The 26,432-nt window shown below is 72.9% G+C and carries 29 protein-coding genes; 15 read left to right on the forward strand and 14 right to left on the reverse strand.

The features are described 5' to 3' along the window. Positions 1-88: 88 nt before the first annotated feature. From FAF44_RS19890 to FAF44_RS19905, 4 genes are all read right to left on the reverse strand, one after another. Entirely contained in the window at positions 89-472 is a 384-nt protein-coding gene (locus tag FAF44_RS19890) for a hypothetical protein (protein WP_237104704.1), read from the reverse strand. Between the two features lie 34 nt (positions 473-506). Continuing rightward, the gene (locus FAF44_RS19895) at positions 507-884 is read right to left on the reverse strand and encodes a DUF4440 domain-containing protein (protein ID WP_237104705.1); all 378 of its coding nucleotides are present in this window, start codon (positions 882-884) and stop codon (positions 507-509) included. A 26-nt stretch (positions 885-910) separates the two neighbouring features. Continuing rightward, entirely contained in the window at positions 911-1,639 is a 729-nt protein-coding gene (locus FAF44_RS19900) for a phosphotransferase (RefSeq protein ID WP_237104706.1), read from the reverse strand. A gap of 61 nt (positions 1,640-1,700) precedes the next feature. Then, positions 1,701-2,375: a TetR family transcriptional regulator gene (locus FAF44_RS19905; protein ID WP_237104707.1), complete on the reverse strand. Its 675-nt coding sequence runs from the start codon at positions 2,373-2,375 to the stop codon at positions 1,701-1,703. 105 nt (positions 2,376-2,480) lie between these two features. Between FAF44_RS19905 and FAF44_RS19910 the strand changes: the two genes are divergently transcribed. The 3 genes from FAF44_RS19910 to FAF44_RS19920 are packed head-to-tail and all read left to right on the forward strand — an operon-like array spanning position 2,481 to position 5,633. After that, a complete protein-coding gene (locus FAF44_RS19910; protein WP_308193346.1) occupies positions 2,481-3,416 on the forward strand; it encodes a zinc-binding dehydrogenase in 936 nt (311 codons plus the stop codon). Continuing rightward, positions 3,413-4,795 carry a DHA2 family efflux MFS transporter permease subunit gene (locus FAF44_RS19915; protein ID WP_237104709.1) on the forward strand — a complete coding sequence of 461 codons (1,383 nt, stop codon included), beginning with the start codon at positions 3,413-3,415 and terminating at the stop codon, positions 4,793-4,795. Before FAF44_RS19910 ends, FAF44_RS19915 begins: the two co-directional genes overlap by 4 nt. 40 nt (positions 4,796-4,835) lie before the next feature. Further along, the gene (locus tag FAF44_RS19920; protein ID WP_237104710.1) at positions 4,836-5,633 is read left to right on the forward strand and encodes a class I SAM-dependent methyltransferase; all 798 of its coding nucleotides are present in this window, start codon (positions 4,836-4,838) and stop codon (positions 5,631-5,633) included. Between the two features lie 5 nt (positions 5,634-5,638). On the opposite strand, the gene FAF44_RS19925 is transcribed toward FAF44_RS19920, so the two are convergent. Genes FAF44_RS19925 through FAF44_RS19935 form a run of 4 tightly spaced genes read right to left on the reverse strand, consistent with a single transcriptional unit; the run spans position 5,639 to position 9,579 of the window. Continuing rightward, positions 5,639-6,742, reverse strand: a complete 1,104-nt coding sequence (locus FAF44_RS19925) for an ABC transporter substrate-binding protein (protein ID WP_237104711.1) — start codon at positions 6,740-6,742, stop codon at positions 5,639-5,641. A 59-nt stretch (positions 6,743-6,801) separates the two neighbouring features. Next, positions 6,802-8,058: an FAD-dependent oxidoreductase gene (locus FAF44_RS19930; protein WP_237104712.1), complete on the reverse strand. Its 1,257-nt coding sequence runs from the start codon at positions 8,056-8,058 to the stop codon at positions 6,802-6,804. After that, positions 8,058-8,186 carry a hypothetical protein gene (locus tag FAF44_RS54755; RefSeq protein ID WP_272894750.1) on the reverse strand — a complete coding sequence of 43 codons (129 nt, stop codon included), beginning with the start codon at positions 8,184-8,186 and terminating at the stop codon, positions 8,058-8,060. Before FAF44_RS54755 ends, FAF44_RS19930 begins: the two co-directional genes overlap by 1 nt. Before the next feature lies 1 nt (position 8,187). Then, positions 8,188-9,579: a sodium:solute symporter gene (locus FAF44_RS19935; RefSeq protein WP_237104713.1), complete on the reverse strand. Its 1,392-nt coding sequence runs from the start codon at positions 9,577-9,579 to the stop codon at positions 8,188-8,190. A gap of 116 nt (positions 9,580-9,695) precedes the next feature. Between FAF44_RS19935 and FAF44_RS19940 the strand changes: the two genes are divergently transcribed. Then, entirely contained in the window at positions 9,696-10,763 is a 1,068-nt protein-coding gene (locus FAF44_RS19940) for a sugar diacid recognition domain-containing protein (RefSeq protein WP_237104714.1), read from the forward strand. Positions 10,764-10,968: 205 nt separating this feature from the next. Further along, a complete protein-coding gene (locus FAF44_RS19945; protein WP_237104715.1) occupies positions 10,969-11,841 on the forward strand; it encodes an alpha/beta fold hydrolase in 873 nt (290 codons plus the stop codon). Positions 11,842-11,931: 90 nt separating this feature from the next. Here FAF44_RS19945 and FAF44_RS19950 read toward each other — a convergent pair whose 3' ends face one another. Then, a complete protein-coding gene (locus FAF44_RS19950) occupies positions 11,932-12,528 on the reverse strand; it encodes a TetR/AcrR family transcriptional regulator (protein ID WP_237104716.1) in 597 nt (198 codons plus the stop codon). 117 nt (positions 12,529-12,645) lie between these two features. Between FAF44_RS19950 and FAF44_RS19955 the strand changes: the two genes are divergently transcribed. Both FAF44_RS19955 and FAF44_RS19960 read left to right on the forward strand, forming a co-directional pair. Beyond that, the gene (locus tag FAF44_RS19955; RefSeq protein WP_237104717.1) at positions 12,646-13,629 is read left to right on the forward strand and encodes a bile acid:sodium symporter family protein; all 984 of its coding nucleotides are present in this window, start codon (positions 12,646-12,648) and stop codon (positions 13,627-13,629) included. Beyond that, positions 13,626-15,872: an arylsulfatase gene (locus FAF44_RS19960; protein WP_237104718.1), complete on the forward strand. Its 2,247-nt coding sequence runs from the start codon at positions 13,626-13,628 to the stop codon at positions 15,870-15,872. The genes FAF44_RS19955 and FAF44_RS19960 overlap by 4 nt, the downstream gene beginning before the upstream one ends. Position 15,873: 1 nt before the next feature. Here FAF44_RS19960 and FAF44_RS19965 read toward each other — a convergent pair whose 3' ends face one another. Beyond that, complete coding sequence (locus FAF44_RS19965) at positions 15,874-16,566, reverse strand: TetR/AcrR family transcriptional regulator (protein ID WP_237104719.1); 693 nt, start codon at positions 16,564-16,566, stop codon at positions 15,874-15,876. Positions 16,567-16,619: 53 nt separating this feature from the next. Between FAF44_RS19965 and FAF44_RS19970 the strand changes: the two genes are divergently transcribed. The 3 genes from FAF44_RS19970 (at position 16,620) to FAF44_RS19980 (ending at position 19,287) form a co-directional block, all read left to right on the forward strand. Continuing rightward, positions 16,620-17,780, forward strand: coding sequence for an NAD(P)/FAD-dependent oxidoreductase (locus tag FAF44_RS19970; protein ID WP_237104720.1), 1,161 nt, complete (start codon positions 16,620-16,622; stop codon positions 17,778-17,780). 69 nt (positions 17,781-17,849) lie between these two features. Then, positions 17,850-18,431 carry a TetR/AcrR family transcriptional regulator gene (locus FAF44_RS19975; protein WP_237104721.1) on the forward strand — a complete coding sequence of 194 codons (582 nt, stop codon included), beginning with the start codon at positions 17,850-17,852 and terminating at the stop codon, positions 18,429-18,431. Between the two features lie 97 nt (positions 18,432-18,528). Continuing rightward, positions 18,529-19,287, forward strand: a complete 759-nt coding sequence (locus tag FAF44_RS19980; RefSeq protein WP_237104722.1) for an SDR family NAD(P)-dependent oxidoreductase — start codon at positions 18,529-18,531, stop codon at positions 19,285-19,287. Positions 19,288-19,353: 66 nt separating this feature from the next. Here FAF44_RS19980 and FAF44_RS19985 read toward each other — a convergent pair whose 3' ends face one another. From FAF44_RS19985 to FAF44_RS20000, 4 genes are all read right to left on the reverse strand, one after another. Beyond that, positions 19,354-19,533: a hypothetical protein gene (locus FAF44_RS19985; protein ID WP_237104723.1), complete on the reverse strand. Its 180-nt coding sequence runs from the start codon at positions 19,531-19,533 to the stop codon at positions 19,354-19,356. A 113-nt stretch (positions 19,534-19,646) separates the two neighbouring features. Further along, a complete protein-coding gene (locus FAF44_RS19990; protein ID WP_237104724.1) occupies positions 19,647-20,168 on the reverse strand; it encodes an orotate phosphoribosyltransferase in 522 nt (173 codons plus the stop codon). Beyond that, a complete protein-coding gene (locus tag FAF44_RS19995; RefSeq protein WP_237104725.1) occupies positions 20,165-20,770 on the reverse strand; it encodes a TetR/AcrR family transcriptional regulator in 606 nt (201 codons plus the stop codon). The genes FAF44_RS19990 and FAF44_RS19995 overlap by 4 nt, the downstream gene beginning before the upstream one ends. Before the next feature lie 43 nt (positions 20,771-20,813). After that, positions 20,814-21,671 (reverse strand): SDR family oxidoreductase, encoded by an 858-nt coding sequence (locus FAF44_RS20000; protein WP_237104726.1) that lies wholly within the window; start codon positions 21,669-21,671, stop codon positions 20,814-20,816. 123 nt (positions 21,672-21,794) lie between these two features. On the opposite strand from FAF44_RS20000, the gene FAF44_RS20005 reads away from it, so the two are divergent. The 5 genes from FAF44_RS20005 to FAF44_RS20025 all read left to right on the forward strand — a co-directional run bounded on the left by FAF44_RS20005 (position 21,795) and on the right by FAF44_RS20025 (position 26,392). After that, positions 21,795-22,397 (forward strand): TetR/AcrR family transcriptional regulator, encoded by a 603-nt coding sequence (locus FAF44_RS20005; RefSeq protein WP_237104727.1) that lies wholly within the window; start codon positions 21,795-21,797, stop codon positions 22,395-22,397. A 124-nt stretch (positions 22,398-22,521) separates the two neighbouring features. Beyond that, positions 22,522-23,343 (forward strand): SDR family NAD(P)-dependent oxidoreductase, encoded by an 822-nt coding sequence (locus tag FAF44_RS20010; protein WP_237104728.1) that lies wholly within the window; start codon positions 22,522-22,524, stop codon positions 23,341-23,343. A gap of 58 nt (positions 23,344-23,401) precedes the next feature. Next, on the forward strand, positions 23,402-25,084 hold the full coding sequence (gene abc-f, locus FAF44_RS20015; protein WP_237104729.1) for a ribosomal protection-like ABC-F family protein: 1,683 nt from the start codon (positions 23,402-23,404) through the stop codon (positions 25,082-25,084). A gap of 47 nt (positions 25,085-25,131) precedes the next feature. Then, positions 25,132-25,719, forward strand: coding sequence for a hypothetical protein (locus FAF44_RS20020; protein WP_237104730.1), 588 nt, complete (start codon positions 25,132-25,134; stop codon positions 25,717-25,719). Between the two features lie 124 nt (positions 25,720-25,843). Beyond that, positions 25,844-26,392 (forward strand): hypothetical protein, encoded by a 549-nt coding sequence (locus FAF44_RS20025; RefSeq protein ID WP_237104731.1) that lies wholly within the window; start codon positions 25,844-25,846, stop codon positions 26,390-26,392. Positions 26,393-26,432: the final 40 nt, after the last annotated feature.

Consider the following 26,432-nt stretch of genomic DNA (forward strand, 5'->3'; position numbering starts at 1 on the left):
GACCTGCACGTGGTGATCTACACCCCCGCTACCCCCACCGTCCCGGCGTCCTGACCGCTCGGGGCCTCGTGCTGAGGGCATGCCCGGCTCAGCTCCGTGAAGCCGACACTTCCTGCCGGGTGGCCCGGTCGATCAGACGCCGATCGGCCAGGGGTTCGGCGAGGTGAATCCGGACCGTCCGGTCATGGCCCATGGCGGTGCGCGCGGCTCCTTCCTCCCAGGGAAACAGCGGCGCACAGTTGTCGCGGACCTTTATCCCCACGGTCACGTCGGCGGCCTGTTCGAGGACTGCCGACCCGGTCACCTCCTGGCAGGAGTTCACCTGCGCGGTGACCGTGAGCGTCGTCCCGTCGGGGGAAACCGTCGCCGATGCGACGCCATGCCATTGTGGTTGCCCACCACAGGCGCCCAGCGTGATGACGACGCCGATCATCACGACGAGATGTCCAGCGCTCCGGAGGCCGGTGGCCATTTTGCTGATCTTAGCTGCGCCGGAACGGCCGGGCTCACGCTTCCGGGTGGTCGGACAGGGTGCCCTGGTGAAAGCAGACGCGCCAGCCGGTCTCCGTCAGGCGCCACAGGGAGCTGCGCCAGGCCCGGCGTCCCTGGTTGTCGGCGAAGTACGTCAGGTGGACGATCCCCGGGGCCAGGACGACCCCGGACATCTCGCTGACCTTGACCGGCGACTCGGGTGACACCGATCCCGCGCTGGTCACCGTGAGGATCGACTCGGCGTCCCAGCGGCGTCCGGAGGCGCCGATCTCGGTGAACTCCGGGTCCAGGAGTTCCCGGACGAGGGCCGGGGAAGCGCGTACCTCAGGATCGAGGAGCCGCAACTCGCCGTCGATGGCCGCCCGCACCGCCTGGTCGGTCTCGTCGGTCATGTCCGGATCCTCCAAATCGTGCGGGCTCACATCCGGGACTTCAGTACGGCGATCTCGGGCCACGGGTCGAAGCCGTGCTCGATCAGCCAGCGGATCACCGTCAGGCTGCGCAGCGCCCACCACGCGCGGATCACGTCGAGGTCGACGTCGGTGCCGTAGCCGGCGAGGACGTCGTCAAGGTGCTCCTCGTGCCCGAGCGTCAAGGTGGCGAGGTCGAACAGGGCGTCGCCCCGGGCCGCCTCGGACCAGTCAATCACGCCGGTGACCTCGTCACCCTCGACGAACACGTGGGTGATCTGGAAGTCGCCGTGCGTGAACGCCGGGGTCCACGGACGGAGGGCGGCCTCGGCGATCCGGCGGTTGCGGGTGACCACGTCGGTGGGAACGGCGCCGTTCGCGACGAGCCACGCGCACTCGTCGTCGAGGTGCGAGGCCACGTCGTCGAGGCTGCGGCCGGGCCAGGGCGGCAGCGGGGCGTCGTGCAGTCTCCGTGCGGCGGCGCCCGCCGCGGCCCACGCCGCCGGCGACGCGGCCGAGGGCTCGCCGAGGCGGCCGAGCGCCGTGCCCGGGACGGCGGCGAGCGCGAGCACGGGAGGTTTGCGCCACAGGACCTCCGGTGTCGGGATCGGCGCCATGGCCATCGCCTCGACCTCGACGTCGGTGCGCGCCCGATCGGTGTCGACCTTCAGGAACACGTCGCCGACCCGCAGGGTCGCGCGCTCCTGATGGGCGACGACGACTTCGACCTCTTTCACGCCGGCCATTATCGCGGGACGCCCCACGGAAGTCGCCGGGTTTATTCGCTGGGGCGCCCAGTCAGGCGGGGTCCGGGTGAGGTTCCCAGCGTTCGGTGAACAGCCGCTCGGTCGGGGCGGGGCCGGGCAGGGGGCCGGCGTGGATCGTGCGCAGGCCGTCGAGGGTGATGGTGATGATGCGCCTGCGGGCGTGTCCGGCCGCGGCGAGCAGGTCCTCGCGGCCCTGCCTGCGGAGCTGGTCGAGGACGGGCGAGCTGCCGAGCTGCTCGATCAGGAGCGAGATGTCCACGGGGGTGACGTCCGGCCGGATCGCCCCGGCCTCCTGGGCCCTGGTGACCAGGGCGGCGAGCAGTTCGTCGGAGCGGTCGGACTTGGCGCGCATCTCCTCGGTCACCTCGATGAGGCCCGCGATGGGCGCGAGTGAGCCCTGCCCGAACTCGACGCAGGCGGTGACGAATCCCGCCAGACCCTCCCACGGGTCCTGAGCGGCCAGCCCTCGTTCGGCGGCGTCGTTCCAACTGTCGAGGGACAGCACGCACAGCCGCTGGAAGAGCTCCTGCTTGGTGCGATACCGGCGGTAGAGGCTGCCGATGCCGACCCCGGCGCGGGCGGCGATCGCCGCGACCGAGGCGTGCGCGCCGTCGGCGGCGAGCACCTCGCGGGCCGCGGCGAGCAGCGCGCGGTCGTTGCGTTCGGCCTCGGCCTGACGTGGGGCGCGACGTCGTGGTCCGGACATGGGGTCGAGCATAGCGGGTTGCGGAGTGAATTGCTCCGTTATACCGTCTCAAACGGAGCGAAACGCTCCCATTGAAGAGAGGCAGTGATCATGCGTGCCGTGGTGATGGAACGATTCGGCGGGCCCGAGGTCCTGCGGATCCGGCGGCTCCCCGACCCGGTCCCCGGCCCCGGGCAGGTGTTGGTAGCGGTCGAGTACGCGAGCGTCACCTTCGTCGAGACACAGGTACGGGCCGGCGCCGGCCCGGCGGCCAGGCAGCGGCCACCGCTGCCCCGGGTGCCCGGCAACGGCGTCGGCGGCCGGATCCGCACCGCCGCAGCCGATGCCGGCCCCGCGCCGGTGGGGACGACGGTGGTGACGACCACCGGCGGCACCGGCGGATACGCCGAGCTGGCCCTCGCCCGGGCCGAGGACGTCATCCCGGTCCCTGACGGGCTGACGTCCCGTGCTGCCACGGCGCTGCTGGCCGACGGCCGCACGGCGGTCATGCTGCACCGGCAGGCCGCGGTGCGGCCGGGGGAGTGGGTGCTCGTCGAGGCGGCCGCGGGCGGCGTGGGCAGCCTGCTGGTGCAGCTCGCCGTCGCCGCAGGGGCGAAGGTGGTCGGCGCCGCCGCCGGAGCCGCCAAGGCCGACCTCGTCACCTCGCTCGGCGCGCTCGCCTGCGTCGACTACACCCGGGCCGACTGGGAACGCCAGGTGGTCGAGCTGACCGGCGGCGGCGCCGACCTGGTCTTCGACGGCGTCGGCGGGCGACTCGGCGCGCAGGGCATGAACGCCGTGCGCGCGGGCGGCCGGGCCGCCATCTTCGGCATGGCCGGCGGCTCCTGGACCGAGCCCCCGGAGTGGGTGACGCTCGTCCCCGACGGCGGCATGCCGAGCGCCGGGCAGGCGCGGGCGCTGTCCGAGGAGGCGCTGGCCCTGGCGGCGATCGGCCGGCTGCGTCCCGTCATCGGCCAGAGCTATCCGCTGGCCGACGCGGCACGGGCGCACCGGGCGATCGAGGCCAGGAGCACCGTCGGCAAGACCCTGCTGATCCCATGAGCGCGCCGACCGTACGCCGGACGCCGGACTCCGGCACGTCCCTCGTGCCGCTGGCCGCGACGCTGCTGGTCGGCGCGATCGCGGCGCTGCTCGACACCACGATCGTCGCGGTGGCGCTGGAGGAGCTGCGCCGCGACCTGAACGCGCCGGTGACGGTGATCCAGTGGGTCACCACGGCGTACGTGCTGGCCATGGCCGCGGTGATCCCGGCGGTGGGCTGGTCGGCCGGCCGGTTCGGCGCCCGTTCCGTGTGGCTGGCCGCGCTGGGGTTGTTCCTGGCCGGATCGGTGCTGTGCGGCCTGGCCTGGTCGCCCGGCTCGCTGATCGCCTTCCGGGTGGTGCAGGGGCTCGGCGGGGGCATGATCCTGCCGTTGACCCAGCTCACCCTGGCCGGAGCCGCCGGGCCGCAGCGGCTGGGCCGGGTGATGGGCGTCGTCGGCCTGGTCGGGCAACTGGCTCCCATCTCCGGGCCGATCCTGGGCGGGTGGCTGGTCGGCGGCTGGGGCTGGCGCTGGATCTTCCTGGTCAACGTGCCCATCGTGCTCGTGTCGCTCGCCATGACCGTGCGCTGGTTCCCGCGCGACGGGCAGCGCACCGGTCAGCCGCTGGACCTGGTCGGGCTCGCCCTGCTGCCGGCCGGCGTGGTCGCGCTGCTCTACGCCCTGTCCACGCTGGAGCCCGGGGCGGACACCGCGGTGCGCCCGGAGACGATCGCCTGCGGGGTGGCCGCGACGGCGCTGCTGTCCGCGTTCGTGCTCCGGGCGGTGCGCCGCGGCGAGGCGAGCCTGATCGACCTGCGGCTGTTCGCCGACCGGTCCTTCCGCGGCGGCGCGGTGATGCTGTTCGTGCTCGGCGTGACGACCTGGGGGCCGATGTTCCTCCTGCCGCTGTACTTCCAGCAGGCTCGCGGGCTGTCCGCGTTCGACGCCGGGCTCATGCTGGCTCCGCAGAGCGTCGGGCTCGCCCTGGCGTACCTGCTGGTCGGCCGGTACGCCGACCGCATGCCGGCCCGTCCCCTGGCGCTCGGCGGGATGGCGCTGGCCACCGCCGCCACCGTCCCGTTCGCCTTCGCCACGGACGGCAGCGACCCCCTGCTGCTGGGCGCGGCGCTGCTGGGGCGGGGCGTCGGGTTCGGCGTCGCGAGCCTGCCCGTTGCCGTCGCGATCTACCGGACGCTGCGGCCCGCGGCCATTCCGGGTGCGGCCGGCGCCAGCAGCGTCGTCCAGCGCATCGGCGCCGGCCTCGGCACCGCCCTGATGGCGCTCCTCCTCCAGAGCGGCGGGCACGCCTCGGCCCTGGTCTGGATGCTCGTCCTGACCGCGGGCGGCCTGGCCGCAGCCGTGCTCCTACCCGGCCGGCTGCCCGACACATCCGGCTGAGCCGGGCCGCCGCCCGCGGCCCGCAGGCTAGGCTGCGGCGATGGAACGCGTGAGCGACATGCCCGACGACCTCGAACCGGGGCATCCTGCCTGGGTTTCGCCCGCGACCGAGCCGGTGGCTCCGGGCCAGGCGGTGAACGACTACGACGGCTTCGCGGCGGCGTACACGGCGGAGACCGAGAACGACCTCATGGTCGAGTACGGCGCGCGATCCGCGATCACGGCCCTGGCCGGAGACGTGACCGGCCGCCGGATCCTGGACGCCGGCTGCGGCGCGGGCCCGGTGTCCGTCGCGCTGCGCGACCGTGGCGCGGTCGTGACCGGCATCGACGCCAGCGCCGGGATGCTGGCGCTGGCCAGGGAGCGGCTCGGCGACGACGTGGACCTGCGCGTGGCCGACCTGCGCGATCCGCTGCCGTTCGCCGACAGCACGTTCGACGACGTGGTGGCGTCGCTGGTGCTGCACTACCTGGCGGACTGGGGTCCGGCGCTGGCCGAGATCCGGCGCGTGCTCAGACCCGGCGGCCGGTTGATCGCGTCGGTGAACCACCCGTTCGTGGAGCACCTGAGCCAGAGCCCGCGCCACAACTATTTCGCGACCACCAGTTACACCGACGCGTGGACGTTCGACGGGCGCTCCTTCCCGCTGACGTTCTGGCGCAGGCCGTTGCAGGCGATGACCACGGCGTTCACCGACGCCGGCTTCCGCCTCTCCGTCGTCCGCGAGCCACAGCCCGACCCGGCCGCCCGCGAACGGTTCCCCGACGACTTCGCGGCATTCTCCACCAAGCTCAGCTTCCTGTGCTTCGTCGTCGAGGCGCCGCCGTCGGCCGGCTAGCCGAATCAGCCGGTGTGCAGGATGCGGAACCGATCGGGTGCCGCCGGATCCCGGTCGACCACCTGGACCGGTGCCCACGCCCACTGCCACACGCCGATCCCCGGCACGCGCGAGAACCGGATCCGCCCGCGCGTGCCTGCCACGGCGACCTCCGGCCAGGACGCGGCGACCCGCGCCCGGTCCGTACCGCGCGCACGCAGCACCTCGGCGAGGACGACCACCGTGTCATACCCCTCGAACGCCACGAAGGACGGCGGTTCGGCCAGCCGCTCGCGCAGGGCCGTCCCGACCCGTGCGCCGAGCGGGCCGAGAGGCTCGGGCAGGTAGCGCAGGAACGGGATCGCCGCGCCGTCGCCGCCCAGCGACGTCGCCCACTCGGCGAACTCCGGCTGCCCGGCCGGAGCACCGATCATGACCCCGGCGAGGCGCGGGTCGCGGCGGACGGACCGGACGATCGACACGGCCGGCTCCGGGTGACCGACCAGCAGCAGGAGCGCGCTCGCCCGGTCGCCGGCGAGTTCGTCGCACACGGCCTCGGGGGTGAGCGCGCGCATGTCGAGTTCGACGACGGCGCCGCCGTGTGGCGCGAGGCGATCGCGCAGGATGCGGGCCCCGGACGCCCAGTAGACGCTCGCCTCGGCCGCCACGGCGATCCGGCGGTGACCCGCCTTGAGGAGGAAGTCGGCGTAGCTCCGCCAGCCGTGGGACTGCGCGGGGGCCAGGCGCGCGACCCGGTCCGACGGCTGCTCGGTGAGCGCGTCGAGAACCGCGGACGAGCAGAGGAACGGCAGGCCGAGGGCGTCGGCCCTGGTGGCGGCGGCACGGGCGACGACGCTGTGGTACTCGCCCGCCAGGGCGGCCACGCCCAGCCGGGCCAGCTCGTCCACGGCCGCCTCGGCCCTGCGCGGATCGGCCGCGGTGTCCCTGACCACCAGCTCCAGCGGCCTGCCGGCGATCCCGCCGGTGTCGTTGACCTCGCGGACGGCCAGTTCGAGTCCGGCGAGCAGGTGCCGGCCCGCCCCGGCCCAGCCGGGCCGGGTCAGCGGGACGAGCGCGCCGATCCGGACGGATTCCCGCTCCGCTCCAGGGGGCGATGGCGGTGTGTTCATCGGTGTCTCCCGTGTGCTGGTTCGGCAACAGTATGCCTGGAGCGCATCCTGCCACCGGGTCACGCGGGGCGGGCCGCCCACCGGGTGAGGGCGAACGGGGCCAGGACGGCGGCCTCGCGCCCGGTCAGGACCAGCGGCGTCAGGTGTTCGGCCGTGCCGGGTGCGAGGGTCAGGCCCAGCGTGCCGTGCCCGGTCGCCGCGTAGACGCCGTCGCGGCCCGGCACCGGTCCGATCAGCGGCAGGCTGTCGGGGGTGGCGGGCCGCAGGCCGTGACGCACGCCGTTCCCGGAGAAACCGGTGGGCCGCCAGTCGCGCAGGTACGGCAGCGCCGTGCGCAGCACGTGCCGCATCCGCCGGGGCGCGGGCGGCCGGGGCCCGGCGGCCAGTTCGAACATGCCCGACACCCGCACCCCGTCCTCGAACGGGCTGATCGCGACGTTCGCCTCGATGAGCTTGAGCGCGTGCCGCGGGGCCGTGCCCGTGCCGCGCGCGGTGAGGCTGTAGCCGCCGCCCGGCAGCAGGGGCACCCGGACCCCGAGCCCGGCGAGCAGCGCCGCGCTCCACACCCCGGCGGCGATCACCACCCGGTCCGCCTCCAGGACGCCGCCGCCGGTCACGACGTTCCAGCGCCCGTGGCCGGAGCGTTCGACGCCCAGCACCGCGACACCGCGCCGGACGTCCACCCCGCGCTCCTCAGCGACCCGGGTGAGCGCGTCCAGCACCTGCTCGGGCCGGACGTGGACGTCGTCGGTCGCGTGCACGCCACCGGCGACGCCGGGGCCCAGCGCGGGTTCGAGCGCCCGCAGCTCCGCGCCGTCCAGCGTCTTGACCGGGCCGGGGTAGCCGGCCGCGCGTGCCTGTTCGGCCAGCTCCGCCGCCTCCCGCGCCCCGTGCCGGGTGCGCGCCGCGATCAGCAGCCCCGTCCTGTGCAGCTCGAACGGGCTCGTACGGCGCAGCGCCTCGAACCCCGCCACCCCCGACAGCCCCAGTTCGAGCAGCGCCTTGAGACCTTCCCGATGACCGGCGGCGGTGCCGCTGCGCAGGAAGCCGGTCATCCACCGGGGCAGCGCCGGCGTCGGCGCGGGCCGGATCGCGAACGAGCCCTGCCCGCGCAGCAGTCCCAGCACCGAGCGGGACAGCACGCCGGGACCCGACAGCGGCGCGGACAGGACCGGCACCACCCAGCCCGCGCTGGCCGGGGCCGCGACCCCGGCCAGCGCGCCGTGGTCGGCCACCACCACCTCGGCTCCCGCGCCGGCCAGCTCGGCCGCGCACCACAACCCGATGATCCCGCCACCGGCGACGACGACCCGCACTACGCCTCCTCCTGCTCGTCAGGGGCGCGGACGACCTCGGTGACGTAGAAGCGGAACCCGAGGTAACCGACGTAGAGGGTGGTGGCGATCAGGATGAGTGGGACACCGTAGAGCAGCAGTCCATACATGTCAGGCGACCTCGGCGAGTTTCGGTGTACGGGGGAAGGCGAGCACGAGCAGGAAGATCAGGGCGTTCGCGGCGACGCCGGCCATCAGGCCCGTCACCCCGTAGGGCTCGTCGAGGACCCAGGTCCACACGGCCGTGACCAGGGCGCCGCCGACGATCGCGGCCAGGGCGGCGGGCTTGGACCGGGCGCCGAACAGCACGGCCGCCAGCAGCGGGATGATCACGGTGGGGGCCCAGAGCGCGTAGCTGTACAGGAGGGCGTCCACGATCGACGGGACGCTGACCGCGAACACGGTGGCGGCGGCCCCCACGACGAGGCTGAGCGCGCGCTCCAGCCAGAGCCGCCGCCCGGCGGTCAGCCCGGGGTTGACGAAGGGCTGGTAGATGTCCTTGACGAACACGACGGCGGTCGAGTTCAGGTAGGAGCTGGCCGTGGACATCACCACCGCCAGCAGGGCCGCGACGACGAGCCCGACGATGCCCACCGGCACCAGGTTCATCACCACGGTGGGCAGCGCCAGGTCGGGCTTGACGTCCGGGAACAGCGCCAGCGCCACGACCCCGATGCTGGCCGTCACGAAGAAGAACCCGAACGCGAAGATGCCGGAGATCACGAACCCCTTGCGGGCGTGCGCCGAGTCCGGCGTCGAGAACGTGCGCTGCGTGTACGGCGGGACCAGCGTCTCGCCCAGCAGGAACGCCAGGAAGATGCCGAGGAACGCGGTCAGGCTGTAGTCGCCGAGGAAGCTGGTGTGCAGGTCGGGGATGCGGGCCAGCAGGGCGTCCGCGCCGCCCGCCCGGTTCACCCCGATGATCAGGGTCACGGGCAGGAACACGCCCAGGAAGACGAACTGCAGCATGTCGGTCTGGATGACCGCCCACGCGCCGCCGAACGTCGAGTAGAGGATCACCACCCCCATCCCGACCAGGATCGACGGGACGGTGGGCAGGTCGATGGTGGCGTTCACGACGGTGCCGATCGCCAGCGCCTGCGCGCCGAGGATGCCCGCGCACAACGCCAGCGACAACACCCCGGTCAGTAACCGGGCGGCCCGGCCGTAGTGGTGCTCCATCACGTCGCCCACCGTGTGCGCCCCCGGGTACCGTTTCAGGCGCGGCGCCACGAACGCCCCCACCAGCAGCGTCTGGATGGCGAAGGCGAAGAAGGCGAACATGTAGACGTAGCCGTCCTGGAAGACCGTGCCGGCGTTGCCCAGCGACGCCCCGCCGCCGAGGAACGACGCGGCCAGGCTGCCGAAGAAGACCGGCCAGATGATGCGGTTCCCGGCCACCGCGAAGTCGTCGGGCGTCCTGATCCGCCGCATGGTCTGAACCCCGATGATGATCAATGCCGCGAAGTAGACCGCGAGCATGGCCCAGTCCAGTGCCGCCATGGGCTGCCTCCTCGAGAAATGTTGCCCGAAACGGTAGGCGCGGCCCGGTGCGGCGTCACCGTACGATTCGTACGACCCTCTTGCCGCGGTATATGGGCGTGTTGTGTGATTCGTACATGCTCGCCCCATCGCTGGCTCAGGAGATCGCGAGCGACACCAGCGCGGTCATCGGCTTCAACGTGCTCATCACCGACGAGCGCGGCATCGTGATCGGCAGCGGCGACGCGCGGCGGGTGGGCACCTTCCACGAGGCGTCCGTCGAGGTGCTGCGCACCCGCCGCGCCGCCTGGCACACCTCGGCGCAGGCGCACGAGCTGCGCGGGGTGCGGCCGGGCATCACGCTGCCGCTGGTGGTGGCGGGCGACGCGGTCGGCACGGTGGGCATCACCGGCTCCCCGTCCCGGGTGCGCCGGTTCGGGCTGGTCGTGCGCAGGCAGACCGAGATCCTGCTCAAGGAGTCGGTGGCGCTGCGCTCCGGGCTGCTGCGCGAGCGGGCGACGGAGGAGCTGTGCCGCGACCTGGCCGCGTTCGACCCGGACGTGGTCGAGGCCGAGCACCTGCTGTCGCGGGCCCGCGAGCTGGGCTACGAGCTGGCCACGGCCCGGGTGGCGCTGCTGGTGGCGGCCCCCGGCGCGCGGCCGAGGGCGCTGCACGAGGTCTTCGACGATCCGCAGGACATCGTCGCCGCGCTCGGCTCGGGCCGGTTCGTGGTGCTGCGCCGGCACCCGGTCGCGGGCCCGATCCCCGTGCCGGAAGGCGCGCTGATCGGCGTCGGCGGGGTCGCCGGATCGGTGCCCGAGCTGCGCGACTCCTACCACGACGCGGCCGACGCGCTCCGGCTCGGCCGCCTGGTCGCGCCCGCCGCGCCCGTCCACCTGATCGACGACCTGCGGGTGCACCAGGCACTCTCGGCGGCGGGCGGCCGGGCGCGGGCCCGCCTGCGGGACGGCGCCCTGGGCGGGCTGCGCGCGGAACGGGACTGGCCGGTGCTCCGGGAGACGATCATCGCCTGGTGCGAGCACGGCTTCAACCTGGTCCAAGCCGCCGAGGCGCTGCACATCCACCGCAACACGCTGGTCTACCGGCTGGCCAAGGTGGACGACGGGCTGCGGGAGCGTCCGCAGTCCCTCTACCTGGCCTGCGTCGCCGACCTCATCGACGGACCGGCCGCCCGCCCCGGCTGACCGGCCCCGCCGCTTCGCCTGGCCCGTCCGCTGGGACCGGCTCGACCTCGTCCCGGACGGCGTCGGCGCTGACAGCACCGCCGCGCCGGACCGGCGGTGCGTGTCATGCGGCCAGGGCGATCGGCGTGTCGGGACGGCGTGCGGCATCGCGTTCGGAGATGGTCGTACCGATCGGGCGTTCGGTGACATCTTCAGGGGGTTGACCATGGTGGCCGTGCATCATCGTTTCACGGGCGTACAGGGCCGGCAGTTGTTCTACCGCGAGGCCGGACCCGCCGACGCCCCGCACGTCGTGCTCCTGCACGGCTTTCCGACCAGCTCGTTCATGTTCCGCGGCCTCGTGCCCGCGCTGGCCGGCCGCTACCACGTGATCGCCCCCGACCACCTCGGCTTCGGCCTCTCGGACGCGCCGCCCGCCGACGAGTTCGACTACACCTTCGACGCGCTCGCCGACCTGACCGCCGCCCTGCTCGACAGGCTCGGCATCACCCGTTACGCCATGTATGTCCAGGACTACGGCGCCCCGATCGGCTGGCGGCTCGCGCTGAACGACCCGCACGCCGTCACCGCGATCATCAGCCAGAACGGCAACGCCTACGAGGCCGGTTTCGTCGACGCGTTCTGGCAGGTCGTCCGCGACTACCAGCGGGAGCGGACCCCGGAGACCGAGAAGGCGGTCCGCCAGGCGCTCACCCTGGACGCGATCAGGTGGCAGTACCTCACCGGCGTGCCCGACCCGACCCTGGTCAGCCCCGAGACCTGGTACCACGACCACGCCCTGGTCTCCCGTCCCGGCAACGACCGCGTGCAGCTCGACCTGTTCCTCGACTACGCCACCAACCTGCCGCTCTATCCCCGCCTGCACGAGTACCTGCGCGCGCACCGGCCGCCGCTGCTGGCGGTGTGGGGCAAGGGCGACGAGATCTTCGCCCCCGCCGGAGCGCGGGCGTTCGCGGACGACCTGCCCGACGCGCGCGTCCATCTCCTCGACGGGGGCCACTTCCTGCTGGAAAGCGCCCTCGACGAGGTCGCCGCACTCGTCCTGGACTTCCTCGACGATCAGCCTGACCTGCGCTGACGCGCGACGGGCCGATCCGGGCCCGCTCCCAGGACGCCGACGCGCTCGGCGCCGGTCATCCGGGCCGCGCCGGGCTGAGCGCGCTCCGGTTCAGGGGCGCGGGGCGGTGAGCAGGGCGAGGGCGGTGGCGCGCAGGTCGGCCACCGCCGCGACGGCCGCGCGGTCGTCGAAGGAGGGCTCGTCGAGCCGCTGCTCGACGTCGGCCAGAACCATGATCACGTGCAGGACGAAGACGCGCAGGCGTTCCTCCGCCAGTCCAGGCAGGCACCGCAGGAGCAGCTCGACCAGCTCGTCGAAGCCGGGATGGTGGTCGCCGGAGTAGGGCCAGGACCGGTAGCTGCCCGACAGCACGTACCGGCTGCTGAAGCGCAGGTACCAGCTCGTGCCGCGGTTGGCCAGGACGTGCTCGGACAGGGGCGCCGCGTACGCCTCGACCAGGGCGGGCAGATCGCCCTCCAGACCGCGGGCGCGCAGGCCGGCGAGCAGCTCGCGGCGGCGCAGGTTGAGCGGGGTCATCCGGTACGCGTACAGGGCGTCGATCAGGCCGGTCTTGTCCCCGAAGTGGTACTGCACGGCCGAATGGTTGCGCTGGCCGGCCGCCACGGCGATCTCACGCAGGGACACCCCGAAGCCGCGTTCGGCGAAGAGCCGTTCGGCGGCGAGGAGGATCTTCTCTTTCACCCGCATTGTTGTCTTTCCCTACCTGGTAACCATAGTATTGCGGTCGATTAAGACGACCTGTCTTAACTTGTGCCATCGTAGTGAGGAGAATCCGGTGATCTCGCTCGACGAGGGGAGCGGCGGGTGAACGCGGCCATGCTGTCCGTCGTCGCGGTCCTGATGCTCGGGCTGGGGCTCGGCCTGACGGTCGCGGACTTCCGCCGGGTCCGCCGGTACCGGTGGACCGTCGCCGCCGCGCTCGGCTGCCAGTTACTCGTGCTGCCGCTGGTCTGCTTCGCCATCGTCCGCCTGCTCGGGCTGCCGCCCGCGCCCGCCGCCGGGATGATGCTGGTCGCCGCGGCCCCCGGCGGGCCGCTCGCCGGGGTGTACGCGAAGCTGTTCGGCGGCGACGTGGCGTTCAACCTGACGCTCACCGCGGTCAACTCCGTCCTGTCGGTGTTCACCCTGACGGCGATCACCAACCTGTCGCTGGCCTACTTCCTGCCCGACCGGCAGGGCGTCGGGCTGCACGGCGTGGAGATCGTGCAGGTGTTCGCGGCCGTGCTGGTGCCCATCGCGGCCGGCATGGCGGTCAAGGCGCGCTGGGGCCGGTTCGCCGAGCGCGCCGAGCGGGTCTTCCGGGTGCTGTCCGGGCTCGCCCTGGCCGGTCTCGTCGCGGCCGGGTTCGCCGGCAACCTCGCCCCGCTCGTCGAGAACCTCACGACGGTCTTCCCCGCCGTCGTCCTGTTCGCGCTGGCCAGCCTCACGGCCGGGTACGGGGCGGGGCGGCTCACCCGCGCCGGGCGCGGGCCGTCCATCGCGGCCGGCATGGAGGTCGGCTTCCACAACGCCGCGCTGGCCCTCACCCTGGCGCTGAGCCTGGGCAGCGACCTCGCCCTGGCCGTCCCCGCCGGCATCTACGGCCTCACCATCATGATCGTCGCGGCCGGCTTCGGCCTGCTGCTCCACCGCGTCCTCGCCCCGCGCGCCGACGATGACGCGACCGCCGACGAGACCGCCGACGAGATCGCCGACACGACCGCCGACACGACCGATGACGTGACCGATGGCGGGGCCGCTCCGCCGGTCGCGAACCGACTCCACCGACCCCCGGGAGCCCCCTCATGACCGCCGCCGAACCGATCTTCCGCCCGGCCGCCCGCCCTCCGGCCGGCGCGCCGAACGTCCTGGCCATCATCCTGGACGACACCGGCTTCGCCCAGCTCGGCTGCTACGGCTCCGGCATCGCCACCCCGCACATCGACCGCCTGGCCGCCGGCGGCCTGCGCTACAACCGCTTCCACGTGACGGCGCTGTGCTCGCCGTCGCGGGCCGCGTTCCTGACCGGGCGCAACCACCATGCCGTCGGCATGGGTTTCCTCGCCGACATCCCGCTGAACCACCACGGGTACACCGCCCGCATCCCGCGCTCGGCCGCCACCCTGCCGCGTATCCTGCGCGAGCACGGCTACGCCACCCTGGCCGTGGGCAAGTGGCACCTCACGCCGCGCTACGAGCGCTCGGCGGCCGGCCCGTTCACCCACTGGCCGCTCGGCCTCGGCTTCGAGCGCTACTACGGCTTCCTCCAGGGCGACGCCAACCACTACGCGCCCAACCTGGTCGAGGACAACCACCACGTGGACCCGCCCGCCACCCCGGAGGAGGGCTACCACCTCACCGAGGACCTGATCGACCGCGCCATCGGCTACCTCGACGACCTCGACCAGGCCGCGCCCGGCAAACCCTTCTTCCTCTACCTCGGGCTCGGGGCCACGCACTCCCCGCACCACGTGACGCCCGAATGGGCCGAACCGTATCGCGGCCGGTTCGACCACGGCTGGGACGCCTGGCGGGAGGAGATCTTCCAGCGGCAGCTCGCGACGGGCGTCGTCCCGCCGGGCACCACCCTGACGCCGCGCCCGGCCTGGGTGCCCGCCTGGGACGACCTCGACGCCGACCGCCGCCGCATGTACGCCCGCCAGCAGGAGGTCTTCGCCGGCTTCCTCACCCACACCGACGCCCAGATCGGCCGCCTGCTGGATCATCTGGAGCGGATCGGCAGCCTCGACGACACCATCGTGGTGCTGCTGTCCGACAACGGGGCCAGCGCCGAGGGCGGCGTCGAGGGCAGCGTCAACGAGCACCGCTTCTCCGCCGGCGTGCGCGAGTCGCTGCGCGACAACCTCGCCCGCTACGACGACTGGGGCGGCCCCCGCACCTACAACCACTACGCGTGGGGCTGGGCGTGGGCCGGCAACACCCCGTTCCACCTGTGGAAGCGCTACACCTGGCTGGGCGGCACCCGCACCCCGCTCATCGTGCACTGGCCCGCCGGCATCAGCGCCCGCGGCGCGGTCCGCGACCAGGTCGTGCACGTCAACGACCTGTTCCCGACGCTCCTGGACGCCGCCGGCATCACCGCCCCCGACGTCGTGGACGGCATCGAGCAGCAGCCGATCGACGGGGCCGGCTTCCGCGCCACCTTCGACGACCCCGCCGCCCCCGCCCCGCGCGACACCCAGTACTTCGAGATGCTGGGCTCCCGCTCCCTGATCCACGGCCGCTGGAAGGTCACCACCGACCACCTGTCCGCGGGCATCCTCGACGAGGACGAGCTGCTCACTGGCAGCCGCGACTTCGACGGCGACCACTGGGCGCTGTTCGACCTGGCCGCCGACTTCGCCGAGGCCACGGACGTCTCCGCCGAGCATCCCGAGGTCGTCGCCGAGCTGCGGCGGCTGTGGGACGAGGAGGCCGCGCGCAACCACGTCCTGCCGCTGCTCGACAACCTCGTGGACCGCTTCGGCGCGCTCATCGGCCCGGTCTGGCCCACGGGCGGCGACCGCACCTTCCGTCCCGGGACCGCGCCGGTCTGCGACGAGTCGGTGCCCATGCTCTTCGGCGGCTTCCGCATCACCGCCGAGGCCGACGTGGCCGCCGACGCCGACGGCGTCCTGTGCGCTCTCGGCGACTGGCACGGCGGCTTCGCCCTGCACGTCACCGGGGGACGCCTGGTCTTCAGTTTCGCCCGTCCGGAAGGGCCGCTGGAGGTCGTCGGCGACCGTCCCGTGCCGCCCGGCCGGCAGGTCCTGGGCGTCGCGCACACCACCGGCCCGGACGGCTCCGCCTTCCACCTGCTGCACGGCGACACCGTGGTGGGGACGCTCACCTTCGACGGCCACCTGCCGCTGGCGCTCCAGCACGGCGGCGCGGGCCTGCGCCTGGGCCACGACGCGGGGCTGCCCGTGTCCGAGCGCTACCGCGTCCCGGCCCGCTGGAACGGCGAGCTGTTCTCCGTCCGCGTCCGGACCCCGGGCCTCGCCCTGCCCGATCCCGTCGCCGAGCTGCGCACGGCGCTGCACGCCGACTGATTCACGCGGGCGGGCGGGTGAGTTTGGCGGCCACGGCGTCGAGGATCCAGTCCAGGCCGGTCGCGAAGGACGTCTCGGCGTCCACCTCGTCGCCGTCGTGCACGAACCTGGCCAGCGCGGGGAAGCGGCCGGTGGCCAGCATCCTGGTCACGTGCGGGCCGGAGGCGCGCTGCCAGTCGCGTTCGGACAGGCCGGTGGCGCGCTCGGCCCGCAGGTTCGCGACCTCGCGCCGGATCGCGCCGGTGACGTAGGCGCCGACGGTCTCCACGGCGCGCATGACGGTGCCGAGGTCGGCGAGGCCGTCGAGGGCGGCCAGCGTCGCCTCGGTCACGGCCAGGGCGTTGGGGCCCAGCGCCGGACGGCCGCCGAGCAGGTCGGCCAGCCATTCGTGACGGAGGACGGCCCGCCTGGTGCGGTGGGCGTTCAGGCGCAGCGCCTCCCGCCAGTCGCCGGGCGGCTCCTCGGGCAGGATTTCGGCGTGGACCTCGTCCACCATGAGGTCGAACAGCTCCTCCTTGGTGGAGAGGTAGCCGTAGAGCCGCATCGGGCCGACGTCCAGCCGGGCGGCGACCTTGCGCAACGACACCTCGTCGAGCCCGCCCTCGTCGGCCAGTGCGATGGCGGCGGCGACGATCCGCTCCCGGTCGAGCGGCAGGGGGCGAGTCGGCGGCTCCGGCCGGTCCCACACAGTCATGGGTACATCGTACTGTTGCGATACACTGTATTTCTCATTTACACTGCATCGACATGAGACACCGTATCGCCGTGGTCGGGGGCGGCCCCGGCGGCCTGACGTTCGCCCACGTCCTGCACCGCCACGGTCATCCCGTCACCGTCCTCGAACGTGATCCCGCCGCCGACGCCCGTCCCCCGGGCGGCACGCTGGACCTGCACGACAAGCTGGGCCAGCGCGCGCTGAGCAAGGCCGGGCTGCTGGGGGAGTTCCAGGCGCTGTCCCGTCCCGAGGGGCAGGCCATGCGCATCCTGGACACGGACGGGACCGTGCTGCGCGACTGGCTACCCCGTCCCGGCGACCCGGACCATCCCGAGATCGACCGCGGCCAACTCCGTGACCTGCTGCTCGGCCCCCTCGACGTGCGGTGGGGGAGCAGCGTGACGGAGGTGGTGCCGGGGACCCGGGACGGCGTGCTGGTGCGATTCGCGGACGGGCGGCAGGAGGCGTTCGACCTCGTGGTCGGCGCCGACGGCGCCTGGTCCCGGGTCCGCCCGGCGCTCTCGTCCGTGACGCCGCACTACACCGGCGTCTCCTTCGTCGAGACCGCCCTGGACGACGTCGACACCCGCCACCCCGCCCTCGCCCGGCTGATCGGCGACGGCTCCCTGGCCGTGTACGGCGCGAACCGCGCCCTCGTCGCCCAGCGCAACAGCGGCGGCCACGTCAAGGTGTACGCCCAGTTTCGCGCGCCGCTCGACTGGCACACGGACCCGGACCGGCATCTGGGCCTGAACACCGGTCTGGACGCGGGCCTGGACCTGAATGACGCCGCGGCCGTGCGGGCGAGCCTGCTGGCCCTGTTCGACGGCTGGGCCGCGCCCGTCCTCGACCTTCTCCGCCACGGCGGCGACTTCGTCCACCGGCCCCTCCACGTCCTGCCCGTGGGCCACACCTGGGCCCACGTCCCCGGGGTGACGCTCCTGGGTGACGCGGCCCACCTGATGCCTCCCCTGGGGGCGGGCGCGAACCTCGCGATGCTGGAAGGCGCCGAACTCGCCGAGGTCCTCGCCGCCGCCCCCGGCGACCTGGACGGGGTCGTCCGCGCCTTCGAGGAGCAGATGTGGGCGCGGGCCGGCAGGTGGGCGAAGATGACGACGGCCGGTCTGGACCGCCTCGTGAGCCCGGACCCCGCCGAAGCCCTCGCCCTGTTCGACGAGCTCCAGCCGTCCTGACCGCCGGACGCGATGGTCCGGAGCCGCCATATTTGACCGTTCGATCTGGAAATGGCTAAGGTTCATCGCATGGCGAGGACCAAGGAGTTCGATCCGGACGCGGCCCTGCAGAAGGCGCTGGAGCTGTTCTGGGAGCGGGGGTACGAGGCGACGTCCATGGCCGACCTGGTCCAGCATCTGGGCATCGCGCGGGCGAGCATCTACGCCACCTTCGGCGGCAAGCACGACCTCTACGTGCAGGCGCTCGAAAGGTACCTGCAGACCTGCGATCCCAACGTCGTCGAGGTGCTCTCCCAGCCGGGGCCGGCGCTTCCCGCGGTACGGTCGCTGATCGAGGCGTACACCGAGGAATCCCTGTGTGACCAGCGCAGACGCGGCTGCATGGTGGTCAACGCGGCCGTCGAGGTCATGCCGCGCGATCCGCAGATCGCGCGGCGGGTCGAGGCGAGCTGGGACACGCTGGAGACCGCGCTGACCTCGGCGCTGACCCGGGCGCGCGCGCAGGGCGAGATCTCGGCCGACAAGGACCCGCGTGCGCTGGCCCGTTTCCTGCTCGTCCTGATGCAGGGCATCCGCGTCCTCGGCCGGGCGCATCCCGACTCCGGCAGGCTGCGTGACGCCACCGCTCAGGCGCTGGCCGTCCTGGACTGAGGAACCGCTCGTTTCGACGAGCGGCGTTCTCGCCTGCCCAAATAACAGAACGATCGGTCTAGATAGGCCGCACCGAGCAAGCAGAGGAGAATCCGGAATGACCCCACGTTTCACCGGCAAGATCGCCCTCGTCACCGGCGGAGGATCGGGCATCGGCCGGGCCACCGCGCTCGCCTTCGCCCGGGAAGGCGCGACCGTGGTGGTCACCGGGCGCAGCGCCGGCCCCCTCGAACAGACCGCGAAGCTGATCGCGGACGAAGGCGGCCGGGCCGACGCCGTCACCGCTGACGTCACCTCCTCCGAGGACCTGGCCCGGCTCGTCGCGACCACGGTGGAGCGCCACGGCGGCCTGCACATCGCGTTCAACAACGCGGGCACGCTCGAGGCCGGACCACTCGCGGACCTGGACGAGGACGCCTGGAACCGCCAGTTGGCCGTGAACCTGACCGGCGTCTTCCTCAGCATGAAACACGAGATCGCCCACATGCGCGGCAACGGCGGCGGCGTCATCGTCAACACCGCCTCCAACCTCGGCGCGCACCTGCGGCTGCCGTTCCTCGGCGGCTACGCGGCGTCCAAGGCGGCCGTGAGCGCGCTGAGCCGGGCAGCCGCCAAGGAGTACATCGGGGACGGCATCCGCATCAACGCGATCAGCCCCGGGCCCATCGACACCTCCATGTCCCTGCGTCCCGGCGAGAGTGAGGACGACCGGGCCGGACGCATGAAGGACACCCTGCCGATCGGCAGGGTCGGCACCCTCGCCGAAGCGGCCTCCGCCGTGCTCTGGCTCGCCTCACCCGAAGCCGGCTTCGCGGTCGGCCACGACCTGGTCATCGACGGGGGAGCCAGCGCCTGATCCACGGGAGCGGCCGACCGCCCGGCTCCTTCGGGAGAGACCGGGTCTTGAGCAGCGCATGCTCTACTAGGCCGCGAACACGGCGATGCCGGTGTGGAACCCGACGACGACGTGCCCGCTCTCGTCCACGGCGACGGCGGTCACCGCGTCGGGGAGGCGCAGACGGGGGCCGACGCGGCGGCGGGTGGTGAGGTCCCACACCTCCACCACGAAGCCGGTGGCGGTGACGACGACGGGGTGGCCCATCCGAACGGCGTTGACGCTGCTGACGTCTCGCGCTCTGACATGGCGGACACGGTACAGCCGGGGCGCGACACCGGCAGGAGAAGGACATCTCTGACGTTCCTGCGGGCGGGCCGTCAGTCTGGCTGGAGGTCCTCGCGCCTGAGCAACGCGAGCAGGCGGACGCCTTCGGCGGCCAGGGCCTCGCCCCCGCCTTCCTGCCGGTCGATGACGCACAGCGCGTGCTCGATCCTGGCCCCCAGGTCACGCAACCGGCCGGTGGAGATGGCGATCTGGCCGCCCGAGGTGACCACGTCCTCGATGACCAGGACGCGCCGTCCTTCGACGCCGGCGCCTTCGGCCAGCCGGGCGGTGCCGTAGGGTTTGGCCGTCTTGCGGACGAACGCGCACGGCAGACCGGTGTGCCGGCCCAGCGCGGTGACGACCGCGATGCCGCCCATCTCGAGGCCGGCCAGTACCTCGGTCCCTTCGGGTACGAGGTGGGCCATCTCCGACGCCAGTTCGTCCAGCAGGGCCGGGTCGGCTTCGAACTGGTACTTGTCGAAGTACTCCGTGGCCACGCGTCCCGAGCGCAGCACGAAGCGGCCGCTCAGCAGACAGCGGTCGCGGACCCGGCGGGCGAGATCCAGGTCCGTCACGGCACGCTCAGTGAGCCGAGGACGATCTCCCGTGCCGCCTGGACCGTGGCCGGGAAGGCGGTGGGGTCGCGGCCGATGCGTTCGGCGCCCGCGCGCATGACTCCGGACAGCAGTTCGACGGTGAGGTGCACGTCGCCGACGTCGTGGAACTCTCCGCGTGCGATGCCGCCTCGGACGACGTTCTCGACCTCGACCACGATCGCGTGGAACGGGCTGTCCGGCCCTTTCGGCGTCCCGGCGGCTGCCGGGTCGACGCCTGGCCGGAACATCAGTCGCATGATCGGGTCCGTGAACGCTTCCAGGACCACCACGACGATCTCCCGCAGCCGTTCGGCGGCCGGGGCGGTGGAGCGGGTGGCGAGCGCGGTCACCCGTTCGACCGTGGGCCGGCCCGTCCGCTCGGTGAGCGCCTTGACCAGGGCGCTCTTGTCGCGGGCGTAGTTGTACAGGGTGTTGCGGGCGAGCCCGGCGCGGGCGGCGATGTGGCCCATGGTGATCGTGTCGTAGTCGCGTTCGAGCAGCAGGTGTCGCATCGCCGCGGCGAGGTCGGCCCACACCAGTTCGTGGTGCTGCTCGATGTTGCTTCCCCGGATCCGCGGCATGCGATCATCCTCTCCCATCGCGCTCTCCCTCTCGCCCGCCGGCTCAGGCGGTGGCGCTCTTCGGGTGGTGGCGGCGCAGGTTGGCGGCGATGACGCGGTCGAGCGTGCGGTCGGGCAGGATCCGGGTCAGGCGGGTGATGAGGGCGGCGTCGCGGCCGATGGTGTAGCGGGTGCGTGGTTTGCGGGTCGTCACGGCTTTGGCGATGACCCGGGCGGCGGCGTCGGCGGTGACGCCCGACGCGGTGCCGGTGGCCATCAGGGTGTTGGTCGCCTGGACCAGGCTGCCGTAGCGCCGGTCCTGTTCCGGGGTCATCTGGGCGGCCAGCCGGTTCGCCGTCGCGATGCCGCGGGCGGCCATCTCCGTACGGACGCCGCCGGGCTCGATCACGACCACCTGCACGCCCAGCGGTGCGATCTCGCGGCGGAGCGCGTCGCTGACCGCTTCCAGGGCGAATTTCGCGCCCGCGTACGCGCCGTAGGTGGGCATGGCGGCCTTGCCGCCGATGGAGCTGATGTTGATGACGCGGCCCCTGCCGTGCAGCAGGGCGGGCAGGAGCGCCTGGGTGACGGCGATGTGGCCGAACAGGTTGACCTCGAACACCCATCGCCACTGCGCCATCGGCAGGGCTTCGACCGGGGCGTTGACCTGGATGCCGGCGTTGTTGACGAGCGCGTGCAGCGGGCGCGGGTCGTCGGTGACCCGCGCCGCGAGTGCCCGCACCTGCTCGGGTTCGGTGATGTCGAGCATGATCGGTTCGACGCCGGTCGTTCGGATGGCGTCGGCGTCGCGGTCGCGTCGTACGCCGGCCAGGACGTGGAATCCCTGGCGAGCCAGTTCGCGGGCGGCTGAGGCGCCCATGCCCGTGGAGGCTCCGGTCACGACGATCAACTTCTGGGCCATGGAACTCCTTTATGCGACAACTCGTCGACAAGTTTACGACATTCTGTCGCGAAAGCCAGCCGGGTCCGCCTGCCGTACGGAGAAGACGGAACGTCTCGTCTTCTAGCTGGTACGATCCCCGGCATGGTCAAGCAGCCCAACTCCGCCCGCCGCAGCGAGCGCTCCCGGCAGGCCATCCTCACCGCGGCCCGCGAACTGGTCTCCGAGGTGGGGTACGCCAAGCTGTCCATCGAGGCCATCGCGGCCCGCGCCGGGGTGGGGAAGCAGACCATCTACCGCTGGTGGCCGTCCAAGGGCGCGGTGGTCCTGGACGCCTTCCTCGCCCTGAGCGAGGCCGGGCCGGAGCAGAGCGTGGCGCTGCCCGACACCGGCGACCTGGAGGCCGACCTCAAGACGGTGCTGCGGGCGACGGTGGCCGAGTTCGCCGACCCGGCGTTCGAGGCGCCGATCCGCGCGCTCAACATGGAGATCATCAACGATCCCGCCCTGGCCGCCCAGTACCGCGAGAAGCTGGCCGGCCCGGTGGACGAGGCCAAGAAGGCCCGGCTGCGCACCGCCCAGCAGGCCGGGCAACTCGCCGCGGACGCCGACCTCGACCTGGCCCTGGAACTCCTGTACGCGCCCCTCTATCAGCGCTGGCTGCTGCGCTCCGGCCCGCTCACCCCGCAGTACGCCGACGCCCTCGTCGAGTCCTTCCTCAAGGCCATGCGCCCGGACACCGCCTGACCGCGACCGGCGCCCGGTAGCGAGACGAGACGGACCGTCTTGACAGCGGATGGGCGGCCCGCCCATACTCATCTCAGCAAGGCGAGACGATACGTCTCGTCACAGTACGGATGAGGGGAAACGTATGACCGCTGCACGCGTATGGTTCATCACCGGCGCGTCGAGGGGCCTGGGCAGGGCGTTCGCCGAGGCGGCGCTCGCCGCCGGAGACCGCGTCGTGGCCGCCGCGCGCGACCTCGGCCCGCTCGACGACCTCGCCGCCGCCCACCCGGACCGGCTGGTCCGGCTGACGCTGGACGTGCGTGACCGCGCGGCCGTCGGCGTGGTGGCGGACCGGGCGGCGGCGGCGTTCGGCCGGCTCGACGTCGTGGTCAACAACGCCGGCACGATGCTGCTCGGGATGGTGGAGGAGGCGACGGAGGAGCAGGTCCGCGCCCAGTTCGAGGTCAACTTCTTCGGCGCGGTGTGGGTGGCCCAGGCCGTGCTGCCGCACCTGCGGGCACAGGGCTCGGGCCACATCCTGCAGGTCACCACGATGGGGACCGGCGGCGGGTTCGCCTCCACCGGTTTCTACGCGGCGAGCAAGAGCGCGCTCGACTCGGTGAGCCAGGCGCTGGCCATGGAGGTGGCGCCGTTCGGGATCAAGGTGACGATCGTGCAGCCCGGCGGGTACGGCACGGACCTGTTCACCCGCGGCACCACGATGACGCCGCCGCACCCGGAGTACGAGCCGCTGCGGGCCAAGCTGGCCGAGATGTGGGGCGAGGACGCCGGCCCCGACCCCGGCACCGCGGCCTCGGTCGTCATGGAGCTGGCCGGACTGGCGGACCCGCCGCTGCGGCTGATCGTCGGCGGCGCCTCCTTCGACATGGTGCGGCAGATGGACCAGGCCCGCGCCGAGGAGTACCGCGCCTGGGAGCACCTCAGCCGCAAGGCCCCGGGCTGACACCGCCGGTGCCGCGCGGCCATCGGCACGAGAAACGCACAACAGGAGGTGAGGCGCTTTGCGTGTCCCCGCTCAACTGGCACTCAACGAGATCACCAAGCGCTACGGCACCCGCGTCGTGCTGGACCGGGTGTCGCTCACTGTCCGGCCCGGCGAGCGGCTCGGGGTGATCGGCGACAACGGATCGGGCAAGTCCACGCTGCTCAAGCTGATGGCGCAGGCCGAGCGTCCGGAAGGGGGTGAGGTCGTGACCGTCGCGCCCGGCGGCGTCGGGTACCTGCCGCAGTCGCTCGCGCTGCCGCCGCACGCCACCGTCGCCGACGCCGTCGATGCGGCGCTGGCCGACCTGCGCGCGCTCGAAGCCCGGATGCGGGCGGCCGAACGTTCGCTCGGCGCGGCGGCGCGCGGGGACGCCGACGATCACGCCGGCCTGGACGCCTACGCGCGGCTGGTGGCGCAGTTCGAGGCGCGCGACGGCTACGAGGCCGACACCCGGGTGGAGGTGGCCCTGCACGAGCTGGGGCTGCCCGGACTCGACCGGGACCGTCCGCTGGGCACGCTGTCCGGCGGCGAACGCTCCCGGCTGGCGCTGGCCGCCACGCTGGCGTCCGTCCCCGAGCTGCTGCTGCTCGACGAGCCGACCAACGACCTGGACGACGCCGCCACGGCCTGGCTCGAACAGCGCCTGCGCGCCCACCGGGGCACGCTCGTGGCGATCACGCACGACCGGGTGTTCCTGGAACGGGTGACGACCGCCATCGTCGAGGTCGCCGACGGGCAGGTACGCCGCTACGGCGACGGGTACACCGGCTACCTCGCCGCCAAGGCCGCCGAACGCGCCGCCCAGGCACGCGCCCACGAGGACTGGAAAGAGGAACTGGACCGGCATGCCGCGCTGGTGACGGCCAACGCCGGCCGGATGCAGGTGATCCCCCGCAAGACTGCCAAAGCGGGCATGGGCACCGGCCGCTGGCGCGGGCGCTCGCGCGCCCACGGGGCCGCCGGCCGCATCCGGCAGTCCCGGCAGCGGCTCCAGTGGCTCACCGACCATCCCGCGCCGCCGCCGCCCGAGCCGCTGCGCTTCACCGCCGCCCTCACCACCACGGGTGCCGGCGCGGGGGCCGAGGTCGTCGCACTCGACGGCATCGAGGTGACCGGACGGCTGCGCCTGGACTCCCTGACCGTCCGCGCCGGTGAGCGGCTACTCGTCACCGGCCCGAACGGGGCGGGCAAGACGACGCTGATGCGCGTGCTCGCCGGGGAGCTGAGACCGGACGCGGGGGAGGTGCGGCGGGCCGGCCGGGCCGGACTCTTCCGGCAGGACGAACCGGACATCGGCGACGTGCGCGCATCCGTCCGGGCCGGGACCCCGCGGCAGCCCGGACCCGCGGACCGCACGGTGCTGCGGGCCTACGCCCACGGACGTCCGGGAAGCCTGGACGAACACGCCGACGCGCTGCTCGCCCTGGGCCTGTTCCGCCCGCCGGAACTGGGGCTGCGCCTCGGGGAGCTGTCCTACGGGCAGCGCCGCCGGATCGACCTGGCCCGGCTGGTGAGCGAGCCCGTGGACCTGCTCCTGCTCGACGAGCCCACCAACCACCTGTCGCCGCTGCTCGTCGAGCAACTGGAACAGGCGCTGACCGGCTACCGGGGAGCCCTGGTCGTGGTCAGCCACGACCGGCGGCTACGTGCCGCGTTCACCGGCACCCACCTCGAACTGACCGCCGGCGCCCCCGCCTGACAGCCGGCCATCGCCTACGTCCATGCGTAGCCGAAGGATCACGGCAGGTGAGCGGCATCCGGTATGTGCGGTACGCGTGGGTGGAGCAGTGCCGGCCCGGCGCGGTGATCGTCGCCCCGTGGCGTCCGGGCTTCGGCGTCGGCCACTGCCTGCGGCTGGAGGTGCGGGCGGACGGCACCGCGCAGGGCCGCATCGTCGACTTCGCCGACTATATGTGGATGCGCTCCCAGCGTCCGGCCCCGGACGACACGCTTTCGGACGATCGGCGCCAGTACTGGACGGCGCTCGATCCGCGAGCGTTCGACCAGATCGACGCGGGTATGGACGTGACCATCTCGGCGCTGACCGGAATCGTCACGACCACCGGCAGTGGCACCGACGAAGACGGCCGATGGTGGCGCATGTGGCTGTCCGACCCTGACGTGCCCTGCTCATGGGCGGCCGTCACCTGCCGGCCGGGTTCGAGAATCGCCGTCCAGCAGGCCGGCGACCGGCCGCTCTGGGACGAGGTCGTGCAGGCGTACGCCCGCTGGGTCTCCCTGGGGCAGCCGAGCTGGCGGCGGTTCGGTGTCACCGTCACCTCCGGCGGGCAGGTGATCTGGCTGGACTCGCCGGACAACGTGCTCGGCCCCTGAGACGTGCGGCCCGTCGCCAATGCGTTAAGGTCATACTCCCCTTACGAAGAGTGACTGATTGTCCGGGTGCTGACAGCATCACTTGTGACGTTCCGTAGTCGATCAGTTGCACAAGGGGGATGTGTTGTCGAAGACACGCCGAAGCCGTAACGTACGCGGCCTCGTCAGGACCGCCGTGGCCACGGCCCTGCTGCTCAGCTCCTGGGCGATGAGCGGCCCGACCGCCGCGGGCGCCGCCCAGGCCGCCGCCTTCGCGCCGGGCACGTACCGGATCATCAACGTCGCCTCGCACAGCTCGGTGCGCACCTACAACGCGGGTGCGGAGCTCTTCGTCTCCAGCACCCGGGAGAACCCGGGCCCGTTCGAGCTGTGGCAGATCGACCGCCGCGAGGACGGGTACACGATCCAGAACGTCGGCATCAACATGATCAGGATGCTCGACAGCTACGCTGCGGTGCGGCAGGCGGTGGCGGGGGAACCGGTGGTCACCAACCGTGACGCCGGCGTCTGGTCCATCGAGCCGGCCGGCAACGGCACCTTCGTCATCAAGGTGCCCGGCCAGGACCTCCTCTGGAACACGGAACCGCCGGTGGTTCCGCGCGGCGACGTGCGACTGCGCCACGCGAACGGATCGGACACCCAGCGCTGGAGCCTCGTCGCGGCGACCGGCTGAGACGTCCTGACCACCTGAAACACGCGGCCCGCCCCTCGCC

Origin of the sequence: Nonomuraea sp. MG754425 (assembly GCF_021699195.1) — a bacterium.
GTDB lineage: Bacteria > Actinomycetota > Actinomycetes > Streptosporangiales > Streptosporangiaceae > Nonomuraea.

Excerpts from the sequence above, each read along its gene's own strand:
- FAF44_RS19945 (WP_237104715.1), top strand. The coding sequence starts at position 10,969 with ATGGTGGCCGTGCATCATCGTTTCACGGGCGTACAGGGCCGGCAGTTG.
- FAF44_RS19940 (WP_237104714.1), top strand. The coding sequence starts at position 9,696 with ATGCTCGCCCCATCGCTGGCTCAGGAGATCGCGAGCGACACCAGCGCG.
- FAF44_RS19960 (WP_237104718.1), top strand. The coding sequence starts at position 13,626 with ATGACCGCCGCCGAACCGATCTTCCGCCCGGCCGCCCGCCCTCCGGCC.
- FAF44_RS19925 (WP_237104711.1), bottom strand. The coding sequence starts at position 6,742 with ATGAACACACCGCCATCGCCCCCTGGAGCGGAGCGGGAATCCGTCCGG.
- FAF44_RS19980 (WP_237104722.1), top strand. The coding sequence starts at position 18,529 with ATGACCCCACGTTTCACCGGCAAGATCGCCCTCGTCACCGGCGGAGGA.
- FAF44_RS19950 (WP_237104716.1), bottom strand. The coding sequence starts at position 12,528 with ATGCGGGTGAAAGAGAAGATCCTCCTCGCCGCCGAACGGCTCTTCGCC.
- FAF44_RS20005 (WP_237104727.1), top strand. The coding sequence starts at position 21,795 with ATGGTCAAGCAGCCCAACTCCGCCCGCCGCAGCGAGCGCTCCCGGCAG.
- FAF44_RS20010 (WP_237104728.1), top strand. The coding sequence starts at position 22,522 with ATGACCGCTGCACGCGTATGGTTCATCACCGGCGCGTCGAGGGGCCTG.
- FAF44_RS54755 (WP_272894750.1), bottom strand. The coding sequence starts at position 8,186 with ATGTATGGACTGCTGCTCTACGGTGTCCCACTCATCCTGATCGCCACC.
- FAF44_RS19975 (WP_237104721.1), top strand. The coding sequence starts at position 17,850 with ATGGCGAGGACCAAGGAGTTCGATCCGGACGCGGCCCTGCAGAAGGCG.
- FAF44_RS19985 (WP_237104723.1), bottom strand. The coding sequence starts at position 19,533 with ATGGGCCACCCCGTCGTCGTCACCGCCACCGGCTTCGTGGTGGAGGTG.
- FAF44_RS19895 (WP_237104705.1), bottom strand. The coding sequence starts at position 884 with ATGACCGACGAGACCGACCAGGCGGTGCGGGCGGCCATCGACGGCGAG.
- FAF44_RS20000 (WP_237104726.1), bottom strand. The coding sequence starts at position 21,671 with ATGGCCCAGAAGTTGATCGTCGTGACCGGAGCCTCCACGGGCATGGGC.
- FAF44_RS19910 (WP_308193346.1), top strand. The coding sequence starts at position 2,481 with ATGGAACGATTCGGCGGGCCCGAGGTCCTGCGGATCCGGCGGCTCCCC.
- FAF44_RS19995 (WP_237104725.1), bottom strand. The coding sequence starts at position 20,770 with ATGCCGCGGATCCGGGGAAGCAACATCGAGCAGCACCACGAACTGGTG.
- FAF44_RS19920 (WP_237104710.1), top strand. The coding sequence starts at position 4,836 with ATGGAACGCGTGAGCGACATGCCCGACGACCTCGAACCGGGGCATCCT.
- FAF44_RS19970 (WP_237104720.1), top strand. The coding sequence starts at position 16,620 with ATGAGACACCGTATCGCCGTGGTCGGGGGCGGCCCCGGCGGCCTGACG.
- FAF44_RS19935 (WP_237104713.1), bottom strand. The coding sequence starts at position 9,579 with ATGGCGGCACTGGACTGGGCCATGCTCGCGGTCTACTTCGCGGCATTG.
- FAF44_RS19965 (WP_237104719.1), bottom strand. The coding sequence starts at position 16,566 with ATGACTGTGTGGGACCGGCCGGAGCCGCCGACTCGCCCCCTGCCGCTC.
- FAF44_RS19905 (WP_237104707.1), bottom strand. The coding sequence starts at position 2,375 with ATGTCCGGACCACGACGTCGCGCCCCACGTCAGGCCGAGGCCGAACGC.
- FAF44_RS19890 (WP_237104704.1), bottom strand. The coding sequence starts at position 472 with ATGGCCACCGGCCTCCGGAGCGCTGGACATCTCGTCGTGATGATCGGC.
- FAF44_RS19915 (WP_237104709.1), top strand. The coding sequence starts at position 3,413 with ATGAGCGCGCCGACCGTACGCCGGACGCCGGACTCCGGCACGTCCCTC.